General features: G+C 64.4%; 22 protein-coding genes. 15 read left to right on the forward strand and 7 right to left on the reverse strand.

Annotation, left to right across the window (positions count from 1 at the left end; genetic code table 11):
- Nucleotides 1-54: 54 nt before the first annotated feature.
- From AC1RJ9_RS18670 to AC1RJ9_RS18680, 3 genes are all read right to left on the reverse strand, one after another.
- Complete coding sequence (locus tag AC1RJ9_RS18670; protein WP_492838748.1) at nucleotides 55-984, reverse strand: hypothetical protein; 930 nt, start codon at nucleotides 982-984, stop codon at nucleotides 55-57.
- A gap of 215 nt (nucleotides 985-1,199) precedes the next feature.
- Nucleotides 1,200-2,228, reverse strand: coding sequence for a hypothetical protein (locus AC1RJ9_RS18675; protein ID WP_099504253.1), 1,029 nt, complete (start codon nucleotides 2,226-2,228; stop codon nucleotides 1,200-1,202).
- A gap of 23 nt (nucleotides 2,229-2,251) precedes the next feature.
- The gene (locus AC1RJ9_RS18680; RefSeq protein ID WP_099504251.1) at nucleotides 2,252-4,498 is read right to left on the reverse strand and encodes a TonB-dependent receptor; all 2,247 of its coding nucleotides are present in this window, start codon (nucleotides 4,496-4,498) and stop codon (nucleotides 2,252-2,254) included.
- A gap of 188 nt (nucleotides 4,499-4,686) precedes the next feature.
- Between AC1RJ9_RS18680 and AC1RJ9_RS18685 the strand changes: the two genes are divergently transcribed.
- Nucleotides 4,687-5,091, forward strand: coding sequence for a limonene-1,2-epoxide hydrolase family protein (locus AC1RJ9_RS18685; protein ID WP_099504249.1), 405 nt, complete (start codon nucleotides 4,687-4,689; stop codon nucleotides 5,089-5,091).
- 176 nt (nucleotides 5,092-5,267) lie between these two features.
- Nucleotides 5,268-5,930, forward strand: coding sequence for a TetR/AcrR family transcriptional regulator (locus tag AC1RJ9_RS18690; RefSeq protein WP_099504247.1), 663 nt, complete (start codon nucleotides 5,268-5,270; stop codon nucleotides 5,928-5,930).
- A 6-nt stretch (nucleotides 5,931-5,936) separates the two neighbouring features.
- On the opposite strand, the gene AC1RJ9_RS18695 is transcribed toward AC1RJ9_RS18690, so the two are convergent.
- The gene (locus tag AC1RJ9_RS18695; RefSeq protein ID WP_099504245.1) at nucleotides 5,937-6,839 is read right to left on the reverse strand and encodes a nuclear transport factor 2 family protein; all 903 of its coding nucleotides are present in this window, start codon (nucleotides 6,837-6,839) and stop codon (nucleotides 5,937-5,939) included.
- Nucleotides 6,840-7,001: 162 nt separating this feature from the next.
- On the opposite strand from AC1RJ9_RS18695, the gene AC1RJ9_RS18700 reads away from it, so the two are divergent.
- Nucleotides 7,002-7,694 carry a GntR family transcriptional regulator gene (locus tag AC1RJ9_RS18700; RefSeq protein WP_099582575.1) on the forward strand — a complete coding sequence of 231 codons (693 nt, stop codon included), beginning with the start codon at nucleotides 7,002-7,004 and terminating at the stop codon, nucleotides 7,692-7,694.
- A 76-nt stretch (nucleotides 7,695-7,770) separates the two neighbouring features.
- Here AC1RJ9_RS18700 and AC1RJ9_RS18705 read toward each other — a convergent pair whose 3' ends face one another.
- Nucleotides 7,771-8,688: a nuclear transport factor 2 family protein gene (locus tag AC1RJ9_RS18705; protein WP_099582574.1), complete on the reverse strand. Its 918-nt coding sequence runs from the start codon at nucleotides 8,686-8,688 to the stop codon at nucleotides 7,771-7,773.
- A 271-nt stretch (nucleotides 8,689-8,959) separates the two neighbouring features.
- Here AC1RJ9_RS18705 and AC1RJ9_RS18710 point away from each other — a divergent pair, with 271 nt between their 5' ends.
- The 6 genes from AC1RJ9_RS18710 to AC1RJ9_RS18735 all read left to right on the forward strand — a co-directional run bounded on the left by AC1RJ9_RS18710 (nucleotide 8,960) and on the right by AC1RJ9_RS18735 (nucleotide 13,808).
- Entirely contained in the window at nucleotides 8,960-9,928 is a 969-nt protein-coding gene (locus AC1RJ9_RS18710) for a phosphotransferase (RefSeq protein WP_492838747.1), read from the forward strand.
- 3 nt (nucleotides 9,929-9,931) lie between these two features.
- Entirely contained in the window at nucleotides 9,932-10,144 is a 213-nt protein-coding gene (locus AC1RJ9_RS18715) for a hypothetical protein (protein WP_492838746.1), read from the forward strand.
- Between the two features lie 309 nt (nucleotides 10,145-10,453).
- Entirely contained in the window at nucleotides 10,454-11,278 is an 825-nt protein-coding gene (locus AC1RJ9_RS18720) for an SDR family NAD(P)-dependent oxidoreductase (protein ID WP_158235509.1), read from the forward strand.
- A gap of 6 nt (nucleotides 11,279-11,284) precedes the next feature.
- Entirely contained in the window at nucleotides 11,285-12,085 is an 801-nt protein-coding gene (locus AC1RJ9_RS18725) for an SDR family NAD(P)-dependent oxidoreductase (protein ID WP_099504236.1), read from the forward strand.
- A gap of 10 nt (nucleotides 12,086-12,095) precedes the next feature.
- Nucleotides 12,096-12,461: a holo-ACP synthase gene (locus tag AC1RJ9_RS18730; RefSeq protein ID WP_492838745.1), complete on the forward strand. Its 366-nt coding sequence runs from the start codon at nucleotides 12,096-12,098 to the stop codon at nucleotides 12,459-12,461.
- Between the two features lie 75 nt (nucleotides 12,462-12,536).
- Nucleotides 12,537-13,808, forward strand: a complete 1,272-nt coding sequence (locus tag AC1RJ9_RS18735) for an MFS transporter (RefSeq protein WP_492838744.1) — start codon at nucleotides 12,537-12,539, stop codon at nucleotides 13,806-13,808.
- An 8-nt stretch (nucleotides 13,809-13,816) separates the two neighbouring features.
- On the opposite strand, the gene AC1RJ9_RS18740 is transcribed toward AC1RJ9_RS18735, so the two are convergent.
- On the reverse strand, nucleotides 13,817-14,479 hold the full coding sequence (locus AC1RJ9_RS18740; protein ID WP_199170752.1) for a TetR/AcrR family transcriptional regulator: 663 nt from the start codon (nucleotides 14,477-14,479) through the stop codon (nucleotides 13,817-13,819).
- A gap of 151 nt (nucleotides 14,480-14,630) precedes the next feature.
- On the opposite strand from AC1RJ9_RS18740, the gene AC1RJ9_RS18745 reads away from it, so the two are divergent.
- The 4 genes from AC1RJ9_RS18745 (at nucleotide 14,631) to AC1RJ9_RS18760 (ending at nucleotide 19,575) form a co-directional block, all read left to right on the forward strand.
- Nucleotides 14,631-15,665 carry a hypothetical protein gene (locus AC1RJ9_RS18745; RefSeq protein ID WP_099504227.1) on the forward strand — a complete coding sequence of 345 codons (1,035 nt, stop codon included), beginning with the start codon at nucleotides 14,631-14,633 and terminating at the stop codon, nucleotides 15,663-15,665.
- Between the two features lie 55 nt (nucleotides 15,666-15,720).
- On the forward strand, nucleotides 15,721-17,295 hold the full coding sequence (locus AC1RJ9_RS18750) for a phytoene desaturase family protein (RefSeq protein ID WP_099504226.1): 1,575 nt from the start codon (nucleotides 15,721-15,723) through the stop codon (nucleotides 17,293-17,295).
- Nucleotides 17,295-18,878: an MDR family MFS transporter gene (locus AC1RJ9_RS18755; RefSeq protein ID WP_492838742.1), complete on the forward strand. Its 1,584-nt coding sequence runs from the start codon at nucleotides 17,295-17,297 to the stop codon at nucleotides 18,876-18,878. The genes AC1RJ9_RS18750 and AC1RJ9_RS18755 overlap by 1 nt, the downstream gene beginning before the upstream one ends.
- Nucleotides 18,879-19,311: 433 nt before the next feature.
- The gene (locus AC1RJ9_RS18760) at nucleotides 19,312-19,575 is read left to right on the forward strand and encodes a hypothetical protein (RefSeq protein ID WP_492838741.1); all 264 of its coding nucleotides are present in this window, start codon (nucleotides 19,312-19,314) and stop codon (nucleotides 19,573-19,575) included.
- Here AC1RJ9_RS18760 and AC1RJ9_RS18765 read toward each other — a convergent pair.
- Complete coding sequence (locus AC1RJ9_RS18765; RefSeq protein ID WP_099582571.1) at nucleotides 19,563-19,835, reverse strand: hypothetical protein; 273 nt, start codon at nucleotides 19,833-19,835, stop codon at nucleotides 19,563-19,565. The genes AC1RJ9_RS18760 and AC1RJ9_RS18765 overlap by 13 nt on opposite strands.
- 98 nt (nucleotides 19,836-19,933) lie before the next feature.
- Here AC1RJ9_RS18765 and AC1RJ9_RS18770 point away from each other — a divergent pair, with 98 nt between their 5' ends.
- A complete protein-coding gene (locus AC1RJ9_RS18770) occupies nucleotides 19,934-20,707 on the forward strand; it encodes an exodeoxyribonuclease III (RefSeq protein ID WP_099582570.1) in 774 nt (257 codons plus the stop codon).
- A 190-nt stretch (nucleotides 20,708-20,897) separates the two neighbouring features.
- Nucleotides 20,898-21,149, forward strand: a complete 252-nt coding sequence (locus AC1RJ9_RS18775; RefSeq protein WP_492838740.1) for a hypothetical protein — start codon at nucleotides 20,898-20,900, stop codon at nucleotides 21,147-21,149.
- Nucleotides 21,150-21,276 lie beyond the last annotated feature (127 nt).

The raw sequence follows: 21,276 nt of genomic DNA on the forward strand, positions 1-21,276 counted from the left end.
GCACGGCGACGGACACCGCCGTCACCTAGCGCTAGCTGGCGACGATCCTTTGCATCAGGCCTTCGCGGGCAAGGTCGCGTTCTTGTCGAAGAGACCCACGCCCCAACCGGGCGTGGCGCCGACATAGAGGGTGTTGACGAGCACAGCTCGGCGCGCCGCTTCGGGATCTTGATTGATCAGCGCCACGAAGGTCGCCAATCCCATGGCTTCAAGACCAAAGTTGAGCACCGAACTCCAATGCAAGGCGCCTTCGAAGTAGGCGTCGGACCACTTGTCGTTGGATTCGCCGCCCCATGTCTTCAGGCCCAGCAACACCGCCCGCTTCCAAAGATCGCGCAGATTTTCCTGCCCAGGCTCGCCGCGAATGATCTTCTCGTAGGCGTCCGGATTGCCGGTCACGGCGCCTTCGAATTTGGAACGCCAGACCTTCAGGTAGAGCGGCGACGGCAGATCGTAGTCGACCCGCATGAAATCCCGAACATTGATCCGTACGGAACTGGGCTTGGCCGGGCGTTGCGGACGACGGCGGCCCACCGGGGGATCTTCGGTCTTCACCACCTGCACACCGGCATTATAGGCCATGCCGTGCACCGGCCCGGTGGTGGAGTCATCGCGGATCAGGGTTGGCAGAATGCTGAGGCAGCTGGCGGGACCGCCGGCCAGGGCGTTTAGGCGCAGAGTCATCTTTTCGGCCATGTCTTGCTGGCTCCTGGCCAGGCGGGCCGCGGCCTGCTGAACGACAGCGTCGGGCATGGCGGGCGCGCTGTCCCACTTTTCGCGTAAACGCCGCAGCTCAACCCCACCCCAGACGCTGGAAGCATAGATCGCCCAGGCCTGGGGTCCGATATCCTTGGCGTCCAAGGTCCCATCCATGATCGAGGCCGACAAACGGTCCGTCATCCAGCCGTTGAATCCCAGCCAGTAGATGTCCTGGCTCTGCAACCGGGCCGCAGTCGGAGCGAACTCGGCCGCAAGGGCCTCCATCAACGCCGGAGACTCCGGCATAACCTTGGCGAGCTCAGGACCGAGGGGCGCGGCGCCGGCGAACCGGGCGGCCCCGGCGCTAGTCACTGCCTGCGCCGCTGCCGGGAGGCTCATCGCCAGCGCCGCGGAGCCTGCTCCGGCGAGAATGGTGCGCCTGTCGTATTGCATGTTTGTCGCCTTATGAATTTGATCGCTGTGTCCGCCAAAGCCGATCGCTAAGCCGTCACGGTGGGAAGGTGCGCGCCCGTGTCGATAAGGCCGAGCAGCCAGCCCGGGGTCGCGCCGAGGTAGAGGGCGTTGCCCATTACGGCGAGCTTGGCCGCCTCGGGATCCTGATTGATCACAGCCGCGATCGCGGCGAGGCCGACGGCCTCCATGCCGAAGGTCAGGATCGAGCTCCAGCGAATGGTTTCGTCGAAATAGGCGTCGGTCCAATTGTCCTGAGAATCCCCGCCCCAGGTGGTGTTCCCGAACGCAACGCCTTTGCGCCATAGGTCGCGCAGGTCAGTCTGACCGGCTTCGCCGACGATGACCCTCTCGTAGGCCTCGGGATTGGCGGTGACCGCGCGCTCGTAAGCCGAGCGCCAGACCTTCAGGTAGTGCGGCGTCGGCAGGTCGTAGTCGACCCGCATGAAGTCACGACCGTTGATGCGTAACGCCGCGGGCTTGGGCTGGCGGTGCGGTCGTCGTTGACCGATCGGCGGATCCTCGGTCTTCACCACTTGGACGCCGGCATTGTAGGCGATGCCATAGACTGTGCCGGAGGTGCCGCCTTCACGCATCAGGGACGGCAGTAGGGCAAGGCACGCCTCGCCGCCGGCATTCACCGCCGCCATGCGCTGACGCATCTGGGCCAATATGCCCATTTGCACGTCGGCGAACGGCGGCGAGAACTTGATCCCCATCTTGGCGATCACCGGGGGCATGCCCCAATGTTCGCGCAACTCCAGCCCGCCCCAATAGCTGGACGCGTAGATGGCCCAAGCCTGGGCGCCGAGCTGCTCGGGGCTGACCTTCCCCTCCATGACCGGACCGGAAAGACGGTCGGTCATCCAGCCGTTCAAGCCCGCCCAATAGGCCTGGGGCGTCGACAGGGTCGTCGCCGTCGATGCGAACTCCGTCGCCAGGGCGTCGGCCAAGGCCGGATCGGCGGGCATCACGTCCGCCAGATCGGGCAGCAGGGGCGGCGCGCCACCCGCGAGGCGGACCTTGGCCAATTGCGGGTGCTTGGTGGTGTCACTCATGACGTGTCCCCAATCTTCCATGGTCAAGAGCCGAAGGCGTAGCGCAGGGACACGCCAAAGGTGCGCGGGTCGCCGTAGATGTTGGAGGTGAAGCCGAGCGACTTGGACTGGTCGCTGATGTTCACGATGTAGTCCTTGTCGGCGAGGTTCTTGGCCCAAACCCCGGCGGTGATCGGGCGGCCGCCGATGTTGCGAACCTCGATATTGAGATCGAGCAGACCGTAGCCGTTGGTAAAGGCGTAGGGTTGGCCGATATTGCTGTCCGTGAAGGTCACATCACCGACGTAGGCGTAGCTTAGGCTGGCCGACAGCTCGCCGAACGACAGGTCGTGGTGGAAGGTGCCCGAGAGGTTGTAGGTCACCTTTGGCGCTTGGGCGAAGCGATTGCCGGTGGCGCTGCCTGAGATCGCCGTGGCGTCGAACCGATCGTACACCGTGTCTAGCAGGCCCAACGAGCCATTGACGTCGAACATCGAACTGGGCCGCGCCTGGATCTCGAGCTGGGCGCCTTTGATGGTCGCTTCTGCGGCGTTGAACGTGCCCGCGATGGTCACGTTGTTGACGAAGCGCACCACGCTGCGCTGGATGTCTTTGTACTTGCCTTGGAAGGCCGCGAGGTTGGTCCGCACGGGCATGTCACCCAGATGCCAGTCGGCCTTGACACCCACCTCGTAGTCCGTGAGGTGCTCAGGGGCGTAGCTGCCAAGGTCGGTGTTGATGATCCCCTGGTTGAAGCCCCCGGCGTTGTAGCCCGTCCGCGTCGTGGCGTAGACCAGCAGGTCCGGCGTCACTTGATAGTCTAGTGAGACCAGATAGGTCAGCGCATCGAACTTCGCCGCTTGGCGCTGCTGGCACGCTGCGAAATTGACGCCCGGCACGGCCGGATTCAGCCCGCATTTCAGGCCCGGCAAGATGCTGGATGCGACGTTCTTCTGATCATCGTTGGTTTGCCGCAGGCCGGCGGTGAGGGACAACCGGTCGGTCAGCTTGAAGTTGCCTTGGGCATAGAAGGCGGTTGAGCGGTTGTCGGCGTGCGAGGGCGAGGTCTGCGCCGTCGCCGGACCGAACGGAGCGCCGACCGGGTTCAGGATCTGCAGCGAGTTTTCGTTGTTGGAAATCACATGTCTTAGGAACACGCCCCCGACGAGGTCGAGCCGACCGTCCAGCAGCTTGGCCCGCCCCTGGACTTCCTGGATCCACTCGTGGGTCCGATTGTAGTCCTGACCATAGACGAACGGGACGTTGAACGAAGTCTTGTTGGAGAGGTTCTTGCTCTGGCTCTTCCGATAGGATGCGATGTACTTCAGGCTCAGGTCGTCGGTCAGGTCATAGGTCAAGACGTTCTGGAAGCCGACCTCTTCGCCGTGCGAATAGGCCGGAAACGCGCTGGCGATCTTACGTATGCCGAATGCTTCCTGTTGCTGCTGGAGGCCAACCAGCAGGGTGGGGCCGTAGACGCACGCCGCGTAGGTCGCAGGACAAGCGCCGCCGGGATAGTGGTAGGTGATGGCCGCGAAGAGATGGCCGCCGGTCTTGCCGTAGTCCGCCAACGTGTAGTTGTTGATCTTGTCGGTAGGCGTGAACAGCACGCCAACCCGATAGGCTTGGCGAACAATGTCTTGGGCGTCATCGCCGAGCGTGTTTTCCACCACGCCGCCGCGATCGGTGATCTGGGCCCCCAGGCGTACCTTCAGCATGTCGCTGACCGGGATGTTCAGCACGCCGGTGAACTGGCGCCGATCATAGTTGCCCAGTTCGCCAGCGACCGAGCCTTCGAAGACGTCGGTCGGCTTTTTGGGCGTGAAGAGAATGGCGCCGCCCGTCGAGTTGCGGCCGAACAGCGTCCCTTGCGGACCTGAGACGGCCTGGACGGAGGATAGGTCGTAGAGCTGCAGGTTCACCGCCGAGGCGCCCGCCTGGCCGCTGGGTGTGGGCACCTCGTTGAGATAGGTGACGACCCCGGTGCGGATCCCCCGCAAGGAGTAGGATGCGCCATTGGCCTGGGTGCCCATCACGACGCTGAGCGTCGGCACCATCTTTTGCAGATCCAGGCCGGACTGGATAACATTCTTCTGCAGGCTCTCAGCGGAGATGGCGGTCACAGTGACCGGTACGGACTGGGCCTGCTCCTCAGCCCGGCGGGCGGTGACGACCACCTCCTCCAACTCGTTGTTCTGGGGCTTGGCCTGGGCAAATGCAGCCCCGGCGAAAGCCGAGGTCCCCATCGCGAGCGCCAATAGGCTGGCCGCCTGCAACCATTGCTTCGTCATCGTTTCCCCCTGACGCACCTTGGACGGCCCGTCTTATGCTTCGTAAGTCGATCGCCTTAGGCGTCTGTCCTTGATAGCCCTGCGCCGGGGTCCGCGGGGGCAAAATCGTAAAACCCATATTTCTTTTTATCTATTGCCTGAGCGCGCCCTAGCGGACCCATTGCCGCCGACATCATCAGGGATTGCCCATGCCCGCACGAGCCGAAGACACCGTCGCCGAGTTTCTGTCCCAATTAGATATGGAGCAGCCGGACTTGGCGCGGCTGATGGCCTACTTCAGCGCCGACGCGCGTTATTTTAGCCGCGTAAGGCACGCCGAGCCCCTGCGGGGGCGGGCGGCGATCGAAGAGGAACTGCGCAGTCAATTTTCACGCTATCGCGATTGTCGCTGCCAAATCCTGTCCGTGGCGTCCAACGGCGCGCAAGTCTTCACCGAACGGGCCGACACCGTGACCATGCGCAAGGACGACCGTAACGTGACCGTGCTGGTCTGCGCTGTCTTCGATATCGACGACAACGGGAAGATCCACTATTGGCGCGAATACTGGGATCTGGCGGATATCGAAGCGCAGATAACGGCAAGCGCACCGTAAAGATAGAACGACATCGAAGTATCGCGAAATACGATAGCGCCAGCCCAACGCGATCAACTCGTCAGATATTCTCGCGCCGTCCGTTAGGTCTTGTGCGTTCGCGTCCAAGGTCTATCGTGGGGTAATAGCTGAAGCGGCCACAAGAGCCGCGAGGCGAGGAAACAGCGTGGTCGCCAATGTCGGACAAAAAAGTTCGGTCGCTGCAACGCGTCATCGAGGTGGCTGGCGAGGCCTTCGCCTGTCGCAAGTTCAACGATGTCTCGATCAGCGAGATCTCAGAGGTCGCGCGGTGTTCGACCTCCACCATTTACGCGGTCTTCGGAAACAAGGAGGCCTTGTTTCTGAACGCGATGTCTCATCTGCTGAAGACCACCGCCCCTCGCCCCTCCCCTGAGCAGCGGCCGTCACTCCATATTCTGCTGAGCTTCGCCGAAGCCCGCATCCGAGCCTTGGCCAATCCGGTCCGGCGCGGCGCGGTCAGAGCGATCAGTTCCCAGATCGATCTGGCATCGCCCCTGATCGACATGTTGGCGCACCAACAGTGCGGCGAGGTCGCCCGGCTCCTACAGGCCGAGGTCGTTCATTGCGTCGAGAGCGGGGTCATTCGCCCCCTCGAGCCGCATCTGATCGTCTACACCGTCATGGCGGTGACCGCCTACGAGCCGGTGGTCTATGGCTTGCTCTACGGCGACGAAAAGGCGGTGGACGTGATGAAGCTGGTTGAACGCGCCTTCCTGCCGCTTGTCTCGGCCGAGGGCGCCAGACAGCTGGCCACTTATCTTGGGAAAGCGCCGGTCGAGGCCGATGCCCCCCGCGAGCGCCTTCGCGCCGCGGGTTGATCACGGTCAGATCTCCGGAAAGCCAGCCTTTATCGAGGCGTTACGATCAGTGTGCTCGTGCATCTCGATGATCTTGCCGCCGCGCACGATCGCCACGCAGTGAAAGCGATTGATGTAGTCGTAGGTGGGGTAGATGACGTCGGTGTTGATCAGGACCGACGCCCTGTCGCCTTCAACCGTCATGCCTGAAATCACCTTGCTGTAACGCACCGGGGAGACCGGCGGGCCCATGGCGGCCATTTTCGGCATCAGCTTGGCGAAGAAGTCGAACATGTCGTCATAGCCGCGGCCGTTCACCCACCAACGGAAGCCGGGTGCGGTGAGCTCCCGCGCCAGGTTGGTCGGACCTGGGGCGAGAAAAGCCTCGGCCACGGCGCGGGTCTTGGCCTCATCGATATCGTCGGGACGGGCCGCGGGCCAGGGATCAAGGCCGGGAGGAACCGCCTGGGAGACCTTGAAACGCGGGGGCCGCGCGCGCGGATCGGTCCACTCGCGCACCGAGACGATATGGTTGTCCCGCACCTGGAACAGGTGGTGATAGACGATGAAGATGGGCTCGCCGTTTTCCACGGTCGCGGTCTCATACTCGACCGCGACCCGGTCATCCTGCGCCGCCATGCCAAGTATCGAAGACTTGCGGCTGATCGCCTGGTCGAAACGGCGACGATTGATGGCCATGATCGTCGCTCGGTCGAAGTCGCCACGCGAAACGATCCACCATTTGACTTCTGGAGACACCAGGGCTTCGACGGCCGCTATATCACCGCGATCGGTGGCTTCGATGTAAGCCTTCACCAGAGCCTTGTTGCGGGAGCGGGGCTCCGCCGCCTCGGCCAGCGCCTGTCCTGCGAGCCCGAGAACCGGCGCGGAGAGGCTGGTTTGCAGCAGCTGTCGCCGGTGCGGATCCATGGATTTCCCCCTTAAAAAATCCGAGCCTTTCGATTCGCTCGGCGGCCACTGCTGCCGGTGGCGCTTTCCCAATGTCTAATCCTATATACCAATTAGTCAATTCAACCCTCGTCTGGCGCCGACTTCTCGGTTATGCGAGGTTTGCAAGGGCGATGAGGACTTATGGCTGACATTGGCCGCTCAGCGGTGCTACGGGCCCTCCCCGTACTGCGCGACATTATCTTGCGGCTTCCGGCCGGCGCTTTTATCGGCTCGGAAACCGAATTGATCGCCCGCATCGGCGTCAGCGCGCCAACGCTGCGACAGGCCGCGCGACTGCTCGAACATGAGGAACTGCTGGTCATTCGTCGGGGCGTCGGCGGCGGCTTCTTCGGCCGTCGCCCCAGCGCCGAAACAGTGGCGCGCTCGGCCGCCCTGTTCCTCAACCTACAGAACACTCCGATCGAGGAGGTCTATAGCGCCGCTCAGGCCATCAACGCCGAAGTACTGAAGCGCGCGGCTCTCTCCGACAATGATGCGGAACGGGCCCGCCTGGGGGAGATGCTGGAAGAGTGGCGCGGTTCTGAGGAATCTCTCGGCCGCGACGCCTTCATCGTTGTGGCCGAACGGCTCACCGATCAGATGGCGACCTTGGCCGGAAACGCTCCCTTGGCGCTGTTCTTGCGCGTATTCCGCTACATCTCGCTCTCGGAGCCCGGCGTGCTGAGCCGATACGACTCCAATCGCGAGGAGTGGAAAACCGCGTATATCGCGCTCGCCCAGGCCGTATTTGACCGCGACGCCCGTGCGGCTATCGCCGCTGCTGAACGATTGTCCGGCTTGGCAGCCAGTTCCGTCGAAAGCACCGATCGATAGCCGTTGCGCGACCAAGTCGGATGCGATCCGAGACATGAGCGCGGCCTCCCTGAACGGATCCTAAGCTTGGCGCAGGCTAGGCCAGGTGAGCGTCCACAGCGGCCACACCCCGTTTGCGGTCGAGATCGGCCATGTTGATGTACTCGCGCCATCGGCTGATGCGGCCGTCTTCATTCAGCTCGTAGACGGCGACCATCTGATGGGGACAGGCGCCGCCGCGCATCACCGCCCAGTCGGAGCGTTCCTGCAGCACGACCCTGGGGGTCGAGACCGCCCGCAGCGTGTTACACTTGTTGTTCGAGGCGTATCGCATCTGGCGCAGGATTTCCGCGCGGAGGGCTTCGCGCCCCCGGACCACCGGACCGCCGGGCATCCAAAGACGCCACTCCGCGTCGGGCGCCATCATCGCTACGATGCGTTCGACGTCAGGCCTGCTGGCGTCCGAACCATCGCCCCACGCATCACAGAAATCCTGCACGAACCGCTGTTCGGACGTGGCGGGAGACTGCAGGGACGCTGTGATCGCGCCGCCCTCGCTCGCCTCGGGAACCGGGCGATAGCTCTCCGCCGCACCTTCTAGGCCTGATACGGCGTCGATATTGGCGCCCGTATGCTCGACGAAATCCTTCAGGTCGAAATAGTCGCGGTAGGCGGTGATCAGATTGTCCTCATCCACCTCAAACACTCCAGCGATGTATTGCGTCAGAGGCTTGCCGTTGCGGATGAAGGAGTCCTCGCGTTCGGCGATGACGGTGTCCTCGCTCGACGCGATATGGAGGATCTTGCACATGAAGCCTCCGACGTACTGCAATTGCCGCTCGATCTCTTGGCGAATGGCCTCCCGCCCGCGGATGGAGGGACCGTCGGGCATGTAGAGGGTCCACACCGCTTCGGGAGCAAAGCAGGCGACGATCCGGTCAACATCCGGCTCGTAGGCCCCTTCACCCCATGCGCCCAGCATCTCCCGCACCACGGCTTCCTGTTTCGCGCCCATGTCGTCCTCCTATCGTTCGGGGTGGTTGCCGACCCCGCCAGCGACCGCAGGGCGCGCCAGCCAGGGCGGAGGCGCCGTCGCTTGAGCGCTCGTGAAGCGCTGGTGAATGATCGGAAGGTTCCATGTCGCCCGATCACCGACAACGCCACCTGCGGCGGCTCGGCTTGACCGCGAGTCAACCTGGGCTCGGCTGCGCGGAAGTGACGTCGGGCCTCATCTGGAAAACAAACGACGCCCCACCCGGCGCGCCAGACACAGAACAGGAAGACTCATGGCCGCACCTTCCAGCAGCGATCGTCCCTACCCCGCCCGCGAGGGGCGCTTGCCGCGCCACCTGGAAGAAGTGACGGCGCCCTGGCTCACCGGCCTGATGTCGCACCGTTATCCCGGTCTCGTGGTCGAGGCCGCCAAAATCGTCGAGGTCAGGAACGGCCACACCACCAAGCTGCGCTTGGAGCTGCAGCTGAACGCTGTCGGGCGGGCGGCCGGTGTCCCTCGCCAGGTCTGCCTTAAGTCAAACTGGTCTGAGGGTTTCGAGAGCGGGAACATTTGCGAACTGGAAGCCCGGTTCTACTATTTCATGCGCGAGCAGCTCAGCGCACCCGTCGTACGGAGCTACTATGCCGACTGGGATGGCGACGGTGGCGGGCGCGGCCTTGTCATCATGGAAGACCTGGGCGCGTCCCCCGGGCAGTTCGGTCACAGTTCGCATCATCTAGGCGTCGATGGGGTCGCCAAGGCCTTGGAAAGTCTTGCCATATTGCACGGCGCCCTGTGGGACAGCCCCCAGCTGGACGAGCAGGCCTGGCTGCATGCCTCCATGGACACTCCAGTCGATACCGACCAACTCCTGCGCATGTACAACTACATCGGGCTGAACCTCCCAAAGCCCGAGTACAGGGCCGTTTTGCCTCATTGGCTGTACGAGACACCCGAGCTGTTCAGCCACGCCTATGATGAACTCGCGGCCTTCGAGAGGGCCCAGACGACGCCCCGCTGCCTGGTTCATGGTGACGCCCACCAAGGCAACAGCTTCCTTCGGACCGATGGCGAACGGGTCTGGCACGACTGGCAGCTTGTTCGGAAGGGCCGTCCCTGGCGCGACGTCACCTATCTCATGTTGGGCGCCTTGACCGTGGAGGAACGGCGGCGATGGGACCGCGACCTGGTGACCCACTATTGTGAAGCACTCACGGCCACGGGCGCTCGCGGCGTGCTCGCAAAAGACGCCGCGTTTTAACAAGTGCGGCGCTGGCCGGTCTACGGCGCCCAGGCTTGGCTGGCCAATGTCGATCAATGGGGCCAGGGGGGCCTCGCCATGGTGGAGCGCTTCTTCAGCGCCATGGAGGATTACGGCACGATCGAGGGGCTGACACGTGGCAAGGCCCCGCGCCGTCAGGTCAAGCTGGGAGAAGGCGCCCGCGAGATCGCCTCGGGTCTGCGTGCTCTGCTGTAAGGCGGAGCTTAGCCCAGGTCTCGTCCACGCCGGCTGGGGTGCGGTCGGCGATATATCCGACCGTCAGGCCATGCCCGCCCGCTCGCCAGTAAAGCGCATGGCCGCGTCCGATTGGGCGTCCCCCGCCAGGAGCCGGGCGAGGCCCGCTTGACTGCCAGTCAAACCGCGATCGTTGCCGGTTCAAGGCGATCCCCTTACGCCAAAGACCGAAACAAGAGCCGACCGAAGCCGGCGAGGGGGAGGACAGTGCGAGGCTGCGACTTCGCCGACCGCCGATCTTCCGCGCCGCCCGTACTTGAAGGACAGCCGGTGAGCCCCTCCGAACGCGACGCGAAATTCCTTGAACGCTACGGACCGTGGGTGCTGGTTTCCGGCGCCTCGGAAGGCACCGGCGCCGCGTTCGCGCTACAGGCTGCGTCCAGGGGCGCCAACGTCATCCTCGTCGCTCGCCGCGTGGACAAGCTCGAGGAGTTGGCCGCGACGATACAAGACACTTACGGCGTCGAAGTCGCCATCCAGTCCATCGACCTATCGCTACCGGGGGCAGCGGCGTCGCTTCAGGCGGCGGCCGCCGGCAAGGATTTGGGTCTCGTGGTCTTCAATGCGGGCGGCGATAGTGTCGGCGGGCGCTTTTTGGACAGCAGCTATGAGCAGTGGCGCGTGCTGCTTCAGCGCAACATCGACCTTCTGACCGAGGCTTGTCACCGCTTCGCGAGCTACTTTGTCGACCGCGGCCGAGGTGGCATTGTTCTGGTCGGCTCGGAAGCCGCCCTTCAGGGCATCGGCCGCTTGGCGCTCTACACCGCCACCAAGGGCTATGCCCTGAACCTCGGCGAAAGCCTGTGGCGCGAGCTCAAGCCCAAGGGCGTAGACGTGCTCAACCTCCTGATCGGCGCCACGGACACGCCCAAACTGCGCACCGTCTTCGCCAAGAATGGCTTGGCCCACGACGCCGTGCCGCTGACCCCGCCTGCGGAAGTTGCTCGGGTGGGGTTAGGCGCTCTGGGCGATGGCCCCACCGTGGTGCTGAACGCCTTGGACGATGACGACAACCCTCTTCTCTCTCGCCGCCTGCGCCGCGAGCGAGTGGTTTGGCAGAGTGAGTTTCTCAACAATTTCTACGGACCGGAATAGCGCGCCATGAGACGGCTCGAGCGCAAGATCGCCATCGTGACCGGAGGCGCTGGTGGTATCGGCGTCGCCACCGGGCGCCGGCTTGCCGACGAAGGCGCCGTGGTGGTTTTGGCCGACATTGATCTTGCCAGGGCCGAGGCGGCCGCCGCCAAGATCGGCGGGGACGCCAGCGCGCTTTTCTATGACGCCGAAAAGGTCGAAACGATCGAGGCCATGGTGGCCGAAACGGTGCGGCGGCACGGTCGTGTCGATATCCTTCTCAACAACGCCGCCATCACCACGCCGCAGATTCAACGCGAGGACACCACCGCCGCCGACATTACCTTCGAGACCTGGGACAGGGTCATGGCGGTAAATCTGCGCGGCTATCTGGCCGGGTGCAAATACGTCATCCCGGTCATGCTAAGAAATGGCGGCGGGGCGATCATCAACACCGCGTCGGGGTCTGGCCTCACCGGCGATCTCAGCCGCATCGCCTATGGCGCCTCCAAGGCGGGGGCCGTGGCCATGACCCGCCACGTCGCCACGCAGTACGGTCGCCAGGGGATCCGATGCAACGCCGTCGCTCCCGGACTGATCCTCACCGAGGCGTCTAAGCAGGGCGTCCCCGAACTGATCAGCATGATCTCCAATCACGTGTTGACGCCGCGTTTGGGCACACCCGAGGACGTCGCGGCGGTCGTGGCCTTTCTGGCGTCGGAGGACGCCGGCTTCATCAACGGCGAGACCATCTGCTGCAATGGCGGGTCCTTGGCCCACCAGCCGCATACCCACGACCTTGCCCAGTACATTCAATCGCAACTCTGAGATCACACCCATGGCCGTTCCCACCGAAGACGAGATCCGCCACTTCCTCCATGAGCAGATCGAACTGTGGAACGCTGGAAAGCGCGAGGAGCAGACTGCTCTTTACCGCCGCTTCGCCGCGAAGGAGCTGGTGATCGAATATGTCGGCCAGCCCGTCGGCGATGGTTGGCGGACCTTCGAACACATGTGGGACACCTTCGGCGGCAAGGTCCGTGTCGAGGTAGATCTGATGCTGGTCAACGGTTCGGAAGGCGCTTGCCACCACCGCAACTTTCGCCTCGCCAGCGGCGTGGTCAATCCCAGCATCGAGACCTATCGCTTCGAAGAAGGCCGGCTTTTCATTCGCTATTTCTACGTCCCGACGCCGGTTCAATGACGTGCAATCTGTGATCGGTGGAGAACGCTAGTGACCTTGGAGGCCACCCCGGACGGAAGCGCCGCGAGCCGGGGCATGACCAACCGCTGGTGGGCGCTGGCGGTGCTTACCGCCGCCCAAGCGTGCCATCACATCGATCGCAACGTCATCTCGGTGGTGGCCGAGCCCATCCGCGCAGAGTTTCACCTCACCGATTCCCAGGTGGGTCTGATGGGCACCCTGGCCTACGCCATCGCCTTCGCGGTCGCAGCCCTGCCCATGGGCTATCTCGTGGACCGCGTCAGTCGTCGCAACCTGCTGGCCGCGATTCTGGCGATTTGGAGCGGCATGACGGCGCTGGGCGGGGGGGCCAACAACTTCGCTCACCTGGTGTTTGCGCGCATGGGCGTCGGCGCCGCCGAAGCCGGAGGCTCACCCACGGCCATGTCGATGGTGTCCGACTTCTTCGGCCCCAAGAACCGCTCCACGGCGCTGAGCATCTGGTATCTCAGCGCTGGCGTCGGCACCGGCATCATATTCCTTGCCGGTGGCTTCCTGGCCAAGACGTTCGGTTGGCGCACGGTGTTTTTCGTCGCCGCCCTACCCGGTTTCCTGGTGGCCCTCATCCTGCTCCTGAGCGTGCGTGAGCCCCGTCGCGGCGCGGCCGAGACGCTTAAGGTCGAGGCCTCGCCACAGCCGGGAGACGAGGCGCCGGCCACGCCCCGCGAGTCCCTGCTATTCGTGCTGCGTCGGCCGTCAGTTCTCTGCGCCATGACGTCCATCGTCATGGGTGGTGCGATGAGTTCGGCGTTCGGCCTCTGGTCGGTGTCCTTTCTGGTCCGCGTCCACCATGTCGATCTGCCGGTCGCGGCGATGTGGATCGCCCTGGCCTTCGCCGGGTTCGGCACGGTCATCCCCCTCGCGGCGGGCATCTTCGGCGACCACTTCGCCGCGCCGAAGGCGGGGTCCCGGCCGGGCCGGCTCCCGCTGCTCAGCGCCTGCACGATGACCGGCGTGGTCATTTCCGGATCACTCGCCGCCCTAAGCCCCAACCCTGCCGTGGCGATCGGCGCCATGCTGCTGTGGTGCGGGCTCATGCTGGCGCATAACGGTCCAGCCAACGCCTTCATCGTCACCTTGCTTCGTCCACGCATGCGCGGCCAGGTCGTGGGAGGGCTGCAGATGATCGCCTCCCTCGTCGGCGCCGGCCTCGGGCCCTTTCTGGTGGGGATGCTCAGCGACTTCTACGGCGGTCCCAACTCCTTGCGCTGGGCAATCCTCACGGGCATGTCGCTCAATGCCCTGGCGGTCGTCTTTTTCCTGATCTCGGCTTGGCGCGCTCCACGAGACATCGCTCTGGACCTCTAGCGGGCCTACTAGGCCTTGCGGCGGATGGCTTCGAGGACAAACTCGCTGGCCATGCGCCGCCAAGCTTCCCTACCCTCACCTGTCGCGGTGTCTCTCTCGAGGATGACCGACAACAGGTAGCTGTTGGTGAAGCCTCCTGTCATGACGAGCGAAATCAAGGCGAGGGTCGCGCGCACATCCAGGTCTTGGCGGAAGTCGCCGCACGCCTCGCCCCGCCGCAAAATGCCTTCGAGCTTTTGCGCTAGGGCTGGCTTCAGCTGGATGAACCGATTGTGGGACGAGTGGTGATCTTCGTGGAAGCCCAATCCCTCGCGGGCCAGGCGGCCCAGCAGCGGGTCCACGCGATATTGATCAAACACCGCGTCGGTGAAAGCCTGCAGCGCCTGTACCGGCGGTAGATCGTCAAAATTGGTGGCCAGCAACTCGGTCATGACCACACCCGAGGTCTGATCAAGCACTGCGGAGAACAGGTGGTGTTTGCTCTCGTAGTATTGGTAGAGGAGCTGTTTGGTCACGCCCGCTGAGCGGGCGATGGTTTCCATGTTCGCGCGCGCGATGCCGTTGATGGCGAACTCACGCCGCGCGGCCTCCAGCAGCCGCGCGATGGTGTCGGCCTTGCTCGAAGATCGCCCCCGCGCCTTCACTCCCAGATTGATGTTGTCGGTCGTCACCAGACGGTCGCCGTACATTGTTTGGTGCGCAGAGATGCACGCGGTTTGACCCGCGGTCAAATGGAACAGGTTGCTGCGGTTAGTGACGACGGGGATGGTGCCGGCTCAGAAACAAGGCCGGTTCGCGGCCGGTCAGAGGAGCAGAGCCAGGATGCGTTATCATCGCCAAATTCCGCCGCGCGCGGATTTCGGCTACCAGGTTCTGGTTGGGCCTCACAAAGTCAGCGGCGAAGCGCTCAATAGCGTCCGGGGCTACTTTGGCCTGGTCTTGAACAAGACCATTCCGTTCGGCTGCCTGCGCGACGACGAAGGCCACATCTACGCTGCGGTTCGCTCTGTCATGTCGCCCAGCGGCACGCCCAACCCCACGACCTTCTTCTACCAGTCCACACGGCTTGACGGCGCGAACTTGAAAATGGATCGGCCGCGGATGGCCGCCCAGGCCCAAACCGCCCGCCCCATTCAAACCTTGGAAGGCGATATCTGCACCTGGCGGTCACAGCCCGAGGACGCCGGCGCGCCTTGGCGACTTTCGGCTTCGGGCGCGCGCATGGACTGGGTCGAAGAAGGCCTGTTCGAGGTCGGTGGCCGCCTGCTCGGTAGCGGCATGCAATGGTACCTTCCGGGGGTGGATTGGGGCACCTTCTATGTGGCTCAGATGTACGAAGTCACCGGTCATTGCCTCGGCAGACCGGTCAAGGGCGTCATCTCGATCGACCAGGCCTATCTGGCCGAGGGCGGGGCGATCCACTACCAGAAGGATCTGGTGGTGAATAACGGGATGCACGTCATCTGGTGGAACTTCGCCACCGTTTACGATGACGGCAGCTACGACGTGGGCTCCTTCATCGTCGGTCACCAGAACCTCGGCTACGCCATCTTCCAGAATGAGAAGGGCGAGGTGCGCACCACCACCAAGATCGAGGGCGTCTCACGACATGCGCCCGACAGCTATTTCGCCGAGGACGCCCGTATTGTCCTAGAGGACAACGAGGAGTGGGAATTCCTGCCCGATCCTAAGGGGCGTATGGTGGACTTCATCGGTGGCTTTCCCATCACGGCCCAGCAGGAGGGCCGGTGGCGGCGGGTCGGCGACACGCGCACGCCTTCGCATTGGATGGCTTGGGGCGAAACCGATCGCCGCAACGGTAACACCCGTAACGGACCTGGATCCGACATTTCATGAGCCTCATCGCTGGGCAGGACTTGTCGATCCCCTACGACGCCGTATCGCACAAGCCATGACCGATAAGTACGACGTCATCATCGTTGGCGGCGGTCACAATGGTCTGGTCGCCGGCAGTTATCTGGCCAAGGCGGGCCGCAAGGTGGTGGTGCTCGAGCGCAGCGCCGTCGCCGGCGGTTTGTCACGCTCCGATCCCGTTATTCCTGAAGCGCCCGGCCATATGATCAACACGGGGGCGGTGGAATTGATCCATATCCGCGCCTCGCCGGTGATGCACGAATTGGACCTGCGCCAACACGGCTGGAACACGGTCGAGACCGATCCGACCTATGCCTACCTGGCGCCGGACGGCGGCTCGATAGCGCTGTTCAGGGATCCTAGGCGCACAGCCGAGGATATCGCGCGGTTTTCAAGGAAGGACGCGAAGGCCTATCTTGAATTTATCGGCCTCATCGACGCTTTGCTCGACTTCGCCGGAGCGATGAACAAAGGCGATCCCGGCGTCACGAAACCAAGCAAATATCTGGACATCGCCAAGGCGGCCATCCGCAATCGTCGATTGAAGGATAAGTTGCAGCTAATCAGCGCCGCGCCCGCCGACCAGCTCGCGGCCGAGTGGTTTGAGAGCGACGCGGCTCAGGCCCTGCTGCTGGGAGTGGTCGCCGGCGCAGGTCCCTTCGACACCGATGGCAACGCTGTGGCCTATGCCTTGTTCGGGCTGTTGCACCGCGTCGGTGTCTCCAAGCCGATCGGCGGCATGCGTATGCTGGCCGACACGCTCGTCCGAGCCTACGCCGCCAGCGGCGGAGAGTTAGTTCTGGACGCGGAGGTGACCGAGATAATTATCGGCGACGGCGAGGCGCGTGGCGTCCGCCTGGCGGACGGGCGCCGCCTTGAAGCCATGGCCGTCATCGCTACCTGCGACCCTCAGACGGCGGCGCGACTGACCACGCCAGGCGGTTTGGATCGCGTCACCCGGACCCGCCTAGAATACGCCCCGGCGCACCGCGCCAATGTTGGACCTTCTCTGATCAACCTGGCTTCGTCCCGCCCCTTCCGCCTGAAACGGCACCAAGATCAACGTCATGATGGCGTCGATCTTAACCAGGCGGTGGGTCTGATCGGAACCGCCGACGAACTTCGCTTAGCGTTGGCGCAGGCCCGGCGTGGCCTTACCCCTTCGTCGCCCGTCTTCTCCGTCTCGGCCGCGACCAATTGGGACCCGAGCCAGGCGCCTGCGGGACAGGGAACCGCCTACATCTACCTGCCCATTTTTCCAGTGGAGGTGAACGAGGGGTGGGCGGTCGCCAAGGCTCCCGCGGCCGAAGCCATCATCGCGCGCGCGGCGGAATTCTATGACGGCTTCGAAAGTGAGCTGGGCCGCTGGTTCGAAACCTGCCCAGAACGTGCGGTGCGCGCCAACGTCACCAAAGGCTGCGTCACCCATGTCGACTTCGGCGCCCTGCGCAGTGGTAGTCGCCGACCGGCGGTGGGCCTTGGCGGCCCCGCACCTCTCGTGCCGGGCTTCTTCCTGGGCGGCGCGGGCATCCACCCCGGCGGCGGCGTCTCCGGCGGCCCCGGCCGCCTGGTCTCACAGCGGGTCTCGACCTATCTCCGCTCGAGGAACTGATGACTTCCCAGACCTTCACCGATGCGGATCGCCGCCTGACCCTGGCGGCGCTGATGATCGTGTTCCTGCTCAGCGCGCTGGACCAGACGATCGTCTCGACGGCCATGCCGCGCATCATCTCCGAGCTGAACGGCCTCAACCTCTATTCCTGGGTGACGACGGCCTATCTGCTGAGCTCTACGGTCATGGTGCCGATCTGGGGCAAGCTCGGCGACATCTTCGGCCGCAAGCCCGTGCTGATCACCGGCATCACCATCTTCCTGGCCGGCTCGTGGCTGTCAGGCCTGTCGGGCGAGTTCGGCACGGTGCTGGGCATGCCAGGCATGGTCCAGCTGATCGTCTTCCGCGCCCTGCAGGGCATCGGCGGCGGCGCGCTGTTCACCACCGCCTTCGCCATCATCGCCGACCTGTATCCGCCGCGCGAGCGAGGCAAGTTCGCCGGCATCTTCGGCTCGGTCTTTGGCCTGGCCAGCGTGCTGGGTCCCATCATCGGCGGCTATTTCACCGACCACGGCACGGTGCAGATCGGGACCCACACGGTCGCCGGCTGGCGCTGGGTGTTCTACGTCAACCTGCCGCTCAGCTTGCTGTCGCTGTTCATGGTCATCGTGAAGATGCCGCCGCTGGAGCATCGCCGCTCGGGCAAGATCGACTTCCTGGGCGCGGCCCTGCTGATCGCCGCCTTCGTGCCGCTGCTGCTGGCGCTCAGCCTGGGCGGCCATGACTTCGCGTGGAGCTCGCCGCAGAGCCTGGGGCTCTTCGCCCTGGCCGCCGCCTCCCTGGCCGCCTTCGTCTTCGTCGAGACCAAGGTCAGCAACCCGATCCTGCCGATGCACCTGTTCCAGAACCGGGTGTTCACGACGGCGAACCTAGCCGGCTTCCTGATCTCCATGGCCTTCATGGGCGTGGTGATGTTCCTGCCGCTGTTCCTGCAGCTGGGCCGGGGCGTACCGGCCACGGTCAGCGGCATGACCATGCTGCCGCTGATGGCCGGGCTGATCGCCGGCAGCACCATCGCCGGCCAGCTGGTCACCAAGACCGGCCAGTACAAGCCCTTCATGCTGGCCGGCGCGACCATCCTGCTGGTCGGAGTCTTCACGCTGCACGACCTGTCGAAGATCACGCACCTTGGCATGCTGTGCCTGCTGCTGGCCTTCGTGGGTCTGGGTCTCGGACCCGGTCAGAGCCTGTTCAACATCGCCACCCAAAACGCCGTCGATCCGCGCGACCTGGGCGTGGCCACCAGCTCCAACCAGTTCTTCCGCCAGATCGGCTCGACCGTCGGCGCGGCCCTGGCCGGGACCCTGCTGACCGCGCGCCTGGCCAACTTACCGGGCGGGGGCCTGGATCTGGGAAAGCTCGAAGGAATGGCGATCAAGGCCGCCGCCACCGGTCAAGCGGCTCATGCTGATCCGTTCCTGCAAAGCGCCCTGATCCAAGCGGTCAGCGGCGTGATGGTCGCGGCTCTGTTCGTGATCGCCGCCGGCCTGGTGACGATCCTGTTCATCCCGGCCCTGCCCCTGCGCTCGCACCAGCCTGCAGCGGGCGCGCCGGTGCTGAACAAGGCCGAACCGACGAACTGAGGCTCAACGGACACTCGCTAAGCTGAAGCTGTTGCCGCGCATCGCACGCCTCAACGACAGGATGGTAGGCTGTGCCAGTCAACACCGTCTGGGACTGGAAGTCCGCGCGCCAGCGTTGCCGCTCCGGCCTAGCGTCGGCGGCAAACGGTTGCATTGGCCTGCGGCATCGGCTCGCCCGATGGTTCTTGATGGCCCGCTCGCCTCGGGAGCACCCTAGAGCCTGATCCGGGCCACCCTTCTTGGTCACGGCCTGTTGGCGAGCGCGGACCAGATGCTGTCGATCGTCAGATGGCGGTTCTCGGGTCCTTGATTAGGCCGGCGAGCACCCGGTCACGGACGCCGGCCTTGGACCCGCGCCAAGTCTTGATAGGCGCATTCCAGAGGCCGTCGTGCAGGCCAAGCTTAATCTGGCCGGCACAGCGGCGAAACCTGGATGATGGCCGAGCTGGTGGCCCCGCAGGAGGGATCGGTGCGCCGAGCCGCCCACGCCGCCATGGAGATCCACAAGCTGATCGCCGTGGAGTCCAGCTCTGCCGCATGGGCCGCCCGCGAGGCGTTGTCCGCCAGCCTGGAAATGGGTCTGGCTGCCCGGGAACAGGCCATCTATCAAGGTCTGCTGCTCGAGCGCCTATGGCGGGAGATCAAGGACACGCCGGCCGCCCGCCTCTCGCAGGTCACCTATCCCTACGAGGATTGATCCTGCCGGGCTTCGTCGGCGGCCATGGTCGTTCGGGACGGATCGAGAACCGGGGGCCAGGTACGCACGCCGTCGCGGTCGATGGCCGCCACGATGGCGTCCTCCCGCCAGACCTCGATTGTCTCGGCGCTGGCGTGCTCTCGCAGCAGGCCGAAGGCATGAGCCCGAACCGCGTCGCGCGTCAGGGCCTGGATATCGACGTGCGTGGCTTCTTGTTTAGGAGCCAGGCAGACGAAGGTGAAGGTCTCCACGGAAGCCATGCTTGAGCTTAGCAAAGGTCCGAAGCTTCATCGGTCACGTTTACGACAGACCGGTGGTTAAGGCCGGAACGTCTGGCCTGCCTTGCGATTTAGGGGGCGTGCGCATCGCCACCTTCAACATCAACAACGTCCGCAAACGGCTGGACAACCTGATCGACTGGCTGGCCGAGTCCGAGCCCGACATCGTCTGTCTGCAGGAGTTGAAGACCGAGGACAAAGCCTTTCCAGCTGAGCCGCTGGAGCAGCTTGGCTATCACGCGGCCTGGAAAGGTCAACCGACTTGGAACGGCGTAGCGATCCTGGCGCGCGGCGCCGCGCCGGTCGTGACCCGGACCGCCCTGCCCGGCGACCGCGCCGACAACCAGGCTCGCTACATCGAGGCGGCGGTGAACGGCGTGCTGGTCGCCTCGATTTACTTGCCCAACGGCAATCCCAGGCCTGGCCCCAAGTACGACTACAAGCTGGCGTGGTTCGAGCGCCTTATCGCCCACGCCGCCGAGCTAAGAGCGACCGGCGCCCCAGTGATCCTGGCCGGCGACTACAATGTCGTGCCCACGGAGGCCGACATCTACCAGCCGCACCGCTGGCAGGACGACGCCCTGTTGCAGCCTCAAGTGCGGGCCGCCTACCAGCGCCTCCTGGACCAGGGCTGGACCGACGCGCTTCAGGCCCAGCACCCAAAAGCCCCGCCCTGGACGTTCTGGGCCTATCTGCGCAACCGCTGGCCCAACGACCAGGGCCTTCGCCTCGATCACCTCCTGCTGACCCCTGACCTGGCCGATCAGCTGGCCGACGCCGGCGTCGATCGCTGGGTCCGCGGGCAGGAAGACGCCAGCGACCATGCGCCCGCCTGGATTCATCTGGACCGATAGCGGTGGCCTCGGTCTGGACGAGACTCGCCCTCTGAAACATTTTGTTCTATATTTGTTCCACGGAACACGTCCGCCATGTCACCGCCGAGCCGCTGACCGCCGTGGAGCTTGAAGCGGCCTCGGCGATCCTCGATTTCTCACCACCCACCCGTGGGTGCGCCACGTCGAGGCCCTCGTCGACGGTGGCTTTATGGTCTTCATCGACGACGCCATCGACGCACCTCTGACGCGCATCGCCCAGGCGCCAGAGCGGCCGCCGGAGGTCGAGCTGCATGGACCGGGCAAACCGTGCCAGGCCTTGACCGAGCATCCCCGGGCCGAGTGTGTGGAGATGTTCGTCGACGCCGTGGGTCATCCCGAGGCCGCGCCACGCGGCTGGTGGCATGCCAGGATCTGGTTGAAGACCGAGAACGGCGTCAGCGCACCCGCCGGAGAATCCTGACCGGACCCGCTGGTTGCGACTGCAGGTCGGTGGATTGCTGACCCATGAGCGTCGCTGCGGCAATTCGCCGGTCCCCAGCCCCTGGTCCGCCGGTTCAGATTTCCTATCTAAGTGGCTCACCACAAAG

It is taken from the genome of Caulobacter sp. GW822-FHT07D08, from assembly GCF_058798735.1.

Excerpts from the sequence above, each read along its gene's own strand:
- AC1RJ9_RS18670 (WP_492838748.1), bottom strand. The coding sequence starts at position 984 with ATGGAGGCCCTTGCGGCCGAGTTCGCTCCGACTGCGGCCCGGTTGCAG.
- AC1RJ9_RS18675 (WP_099504253.1), bottom strand. The coding sequence starts at position 2,228 with ATGAGTGACACCACCAAGCACCCGCAATTGGCCAAGGTCCGCCTCGCG.
- AC1RJ9_RS18680 (WP_099504251.1), bottom strand. The coding sequence starts at position 4,498 with ATGACGAAGCAATGGTTGCAGGCGGCCAGCCTATTGGCGCTCGCGATG.
- AC1RJ9_RS18685 (WP_099504249.1), top strand. The coding sequence starts at position 4,687 with ATGCCCGCACGAGCCGAAGACACCGTCGCCGAGTTTCTGTCCCAATTA.
- AC1RJ9_RS18690 (WP_099504247.1), top strand. The coding sequence starts at position 5,268 with ATGTCGGACAAAAAAGTTCGGTCGCTGCAACGCGTCATCGAGGTGGCT.
- AC1RJ9_RS18695 (WP_099504245.1), bottom strand. The coding sequence starts at position 6,839 with ATGGATCCGCACCGGCGACAGCTGCTGCAAACCAGCCTCTCCGCGCCG.
- AC1RJ9_RS18700 (WP_099582575.1), top strand. The coding sequence starts at position 7,002 with ATGGCTGACATTGGCCGCTCAGCGGTGCTACGGGCCCTCCCCGTACTG.
- AC1RJ9_RS18705 (WP_099582574.1), bottom strand. The coding sequence starts at position 8,688 with ATGGGCGCGAAACAGGAAGCCGTGGTGCGGGAGATGCTGGGCGCATGG.
- AC1RJ9_RS18710 (WP_492838747.1), top strand. The coding sequence starts at position 8,960 with ATGGCCGCACCTTCCAGCAGCGATCGTCCCTACCCCGCCCGCGAGGGG.
- AC1RJ9_RS18725 (WP_099504236.1), top strand. The coding sequence starts at position 11,285 with ATGAGACGGCTCGAGCGCAAGATCGCCATCGTGACCGGAGGCGCTGGT.
- AC1RJ9_RS18730 (WP_492838745.1), top strand. The coding sequence starts at position 12,096 with ATGGCCGTTCCCACCGAAGACGAGATCCGCCACTTCCTCCATGAGCAG.
- AC1RJ9_RS18735 (WP_492838744.1), top strand. The coding sequence starts at position 12,537 with ATGACCAACCGCTGGTGGGCGCTGGCGGTGCTTACCGCCGCCCAAGCG.
- AC1RJ9_RS18745 (WP_099504227.1), top strand. The coding sequence starts at position 14,631 with ATGCGTTATCATCGCCAAATTCCGCCGCGCGCGGATTTCGGCTACCAG.
- AC1RJ9_RS18750 (WP_099504226.1), top strand. The coding sequence starts at position 15,721 with ATGACCGATAAGTACGACGTCATCATCGTTGGCGGCGGTCACAATGGT.
- AC1RJ9_RS18755 (WP_492838742.1), top strand. The coding sequence starts at position 17,295 with ATGACTTCCCAGACCTTCACCGATGCGGATCGCCGCCTGACCCTGGCG.
- AC1RJ9_RS18760 (WP_492838741.1), top strand. The coding sequence starts at position 19,312 with ATGATGGCCGAGCTGGTGGCCCCGCAGGAGGGATCGGTGCGCCGAGCC.
- AC1RJ9_RS18765 (WP_099582571.1), bottom strand. The coding sequence starts at position 19,835 with ATGGCTTCCGTGGAGACCTTCACCTTCGTCTGCCTGGCTCCTAAACAA.
- AC1RJ9_RS18775 (WP_492838740.1), top strand. The coding sequence starts at position 20,898 with ATGGTCTTCATCGACGACGCCATCGACGCACCTCTGACGCGCATCGCC.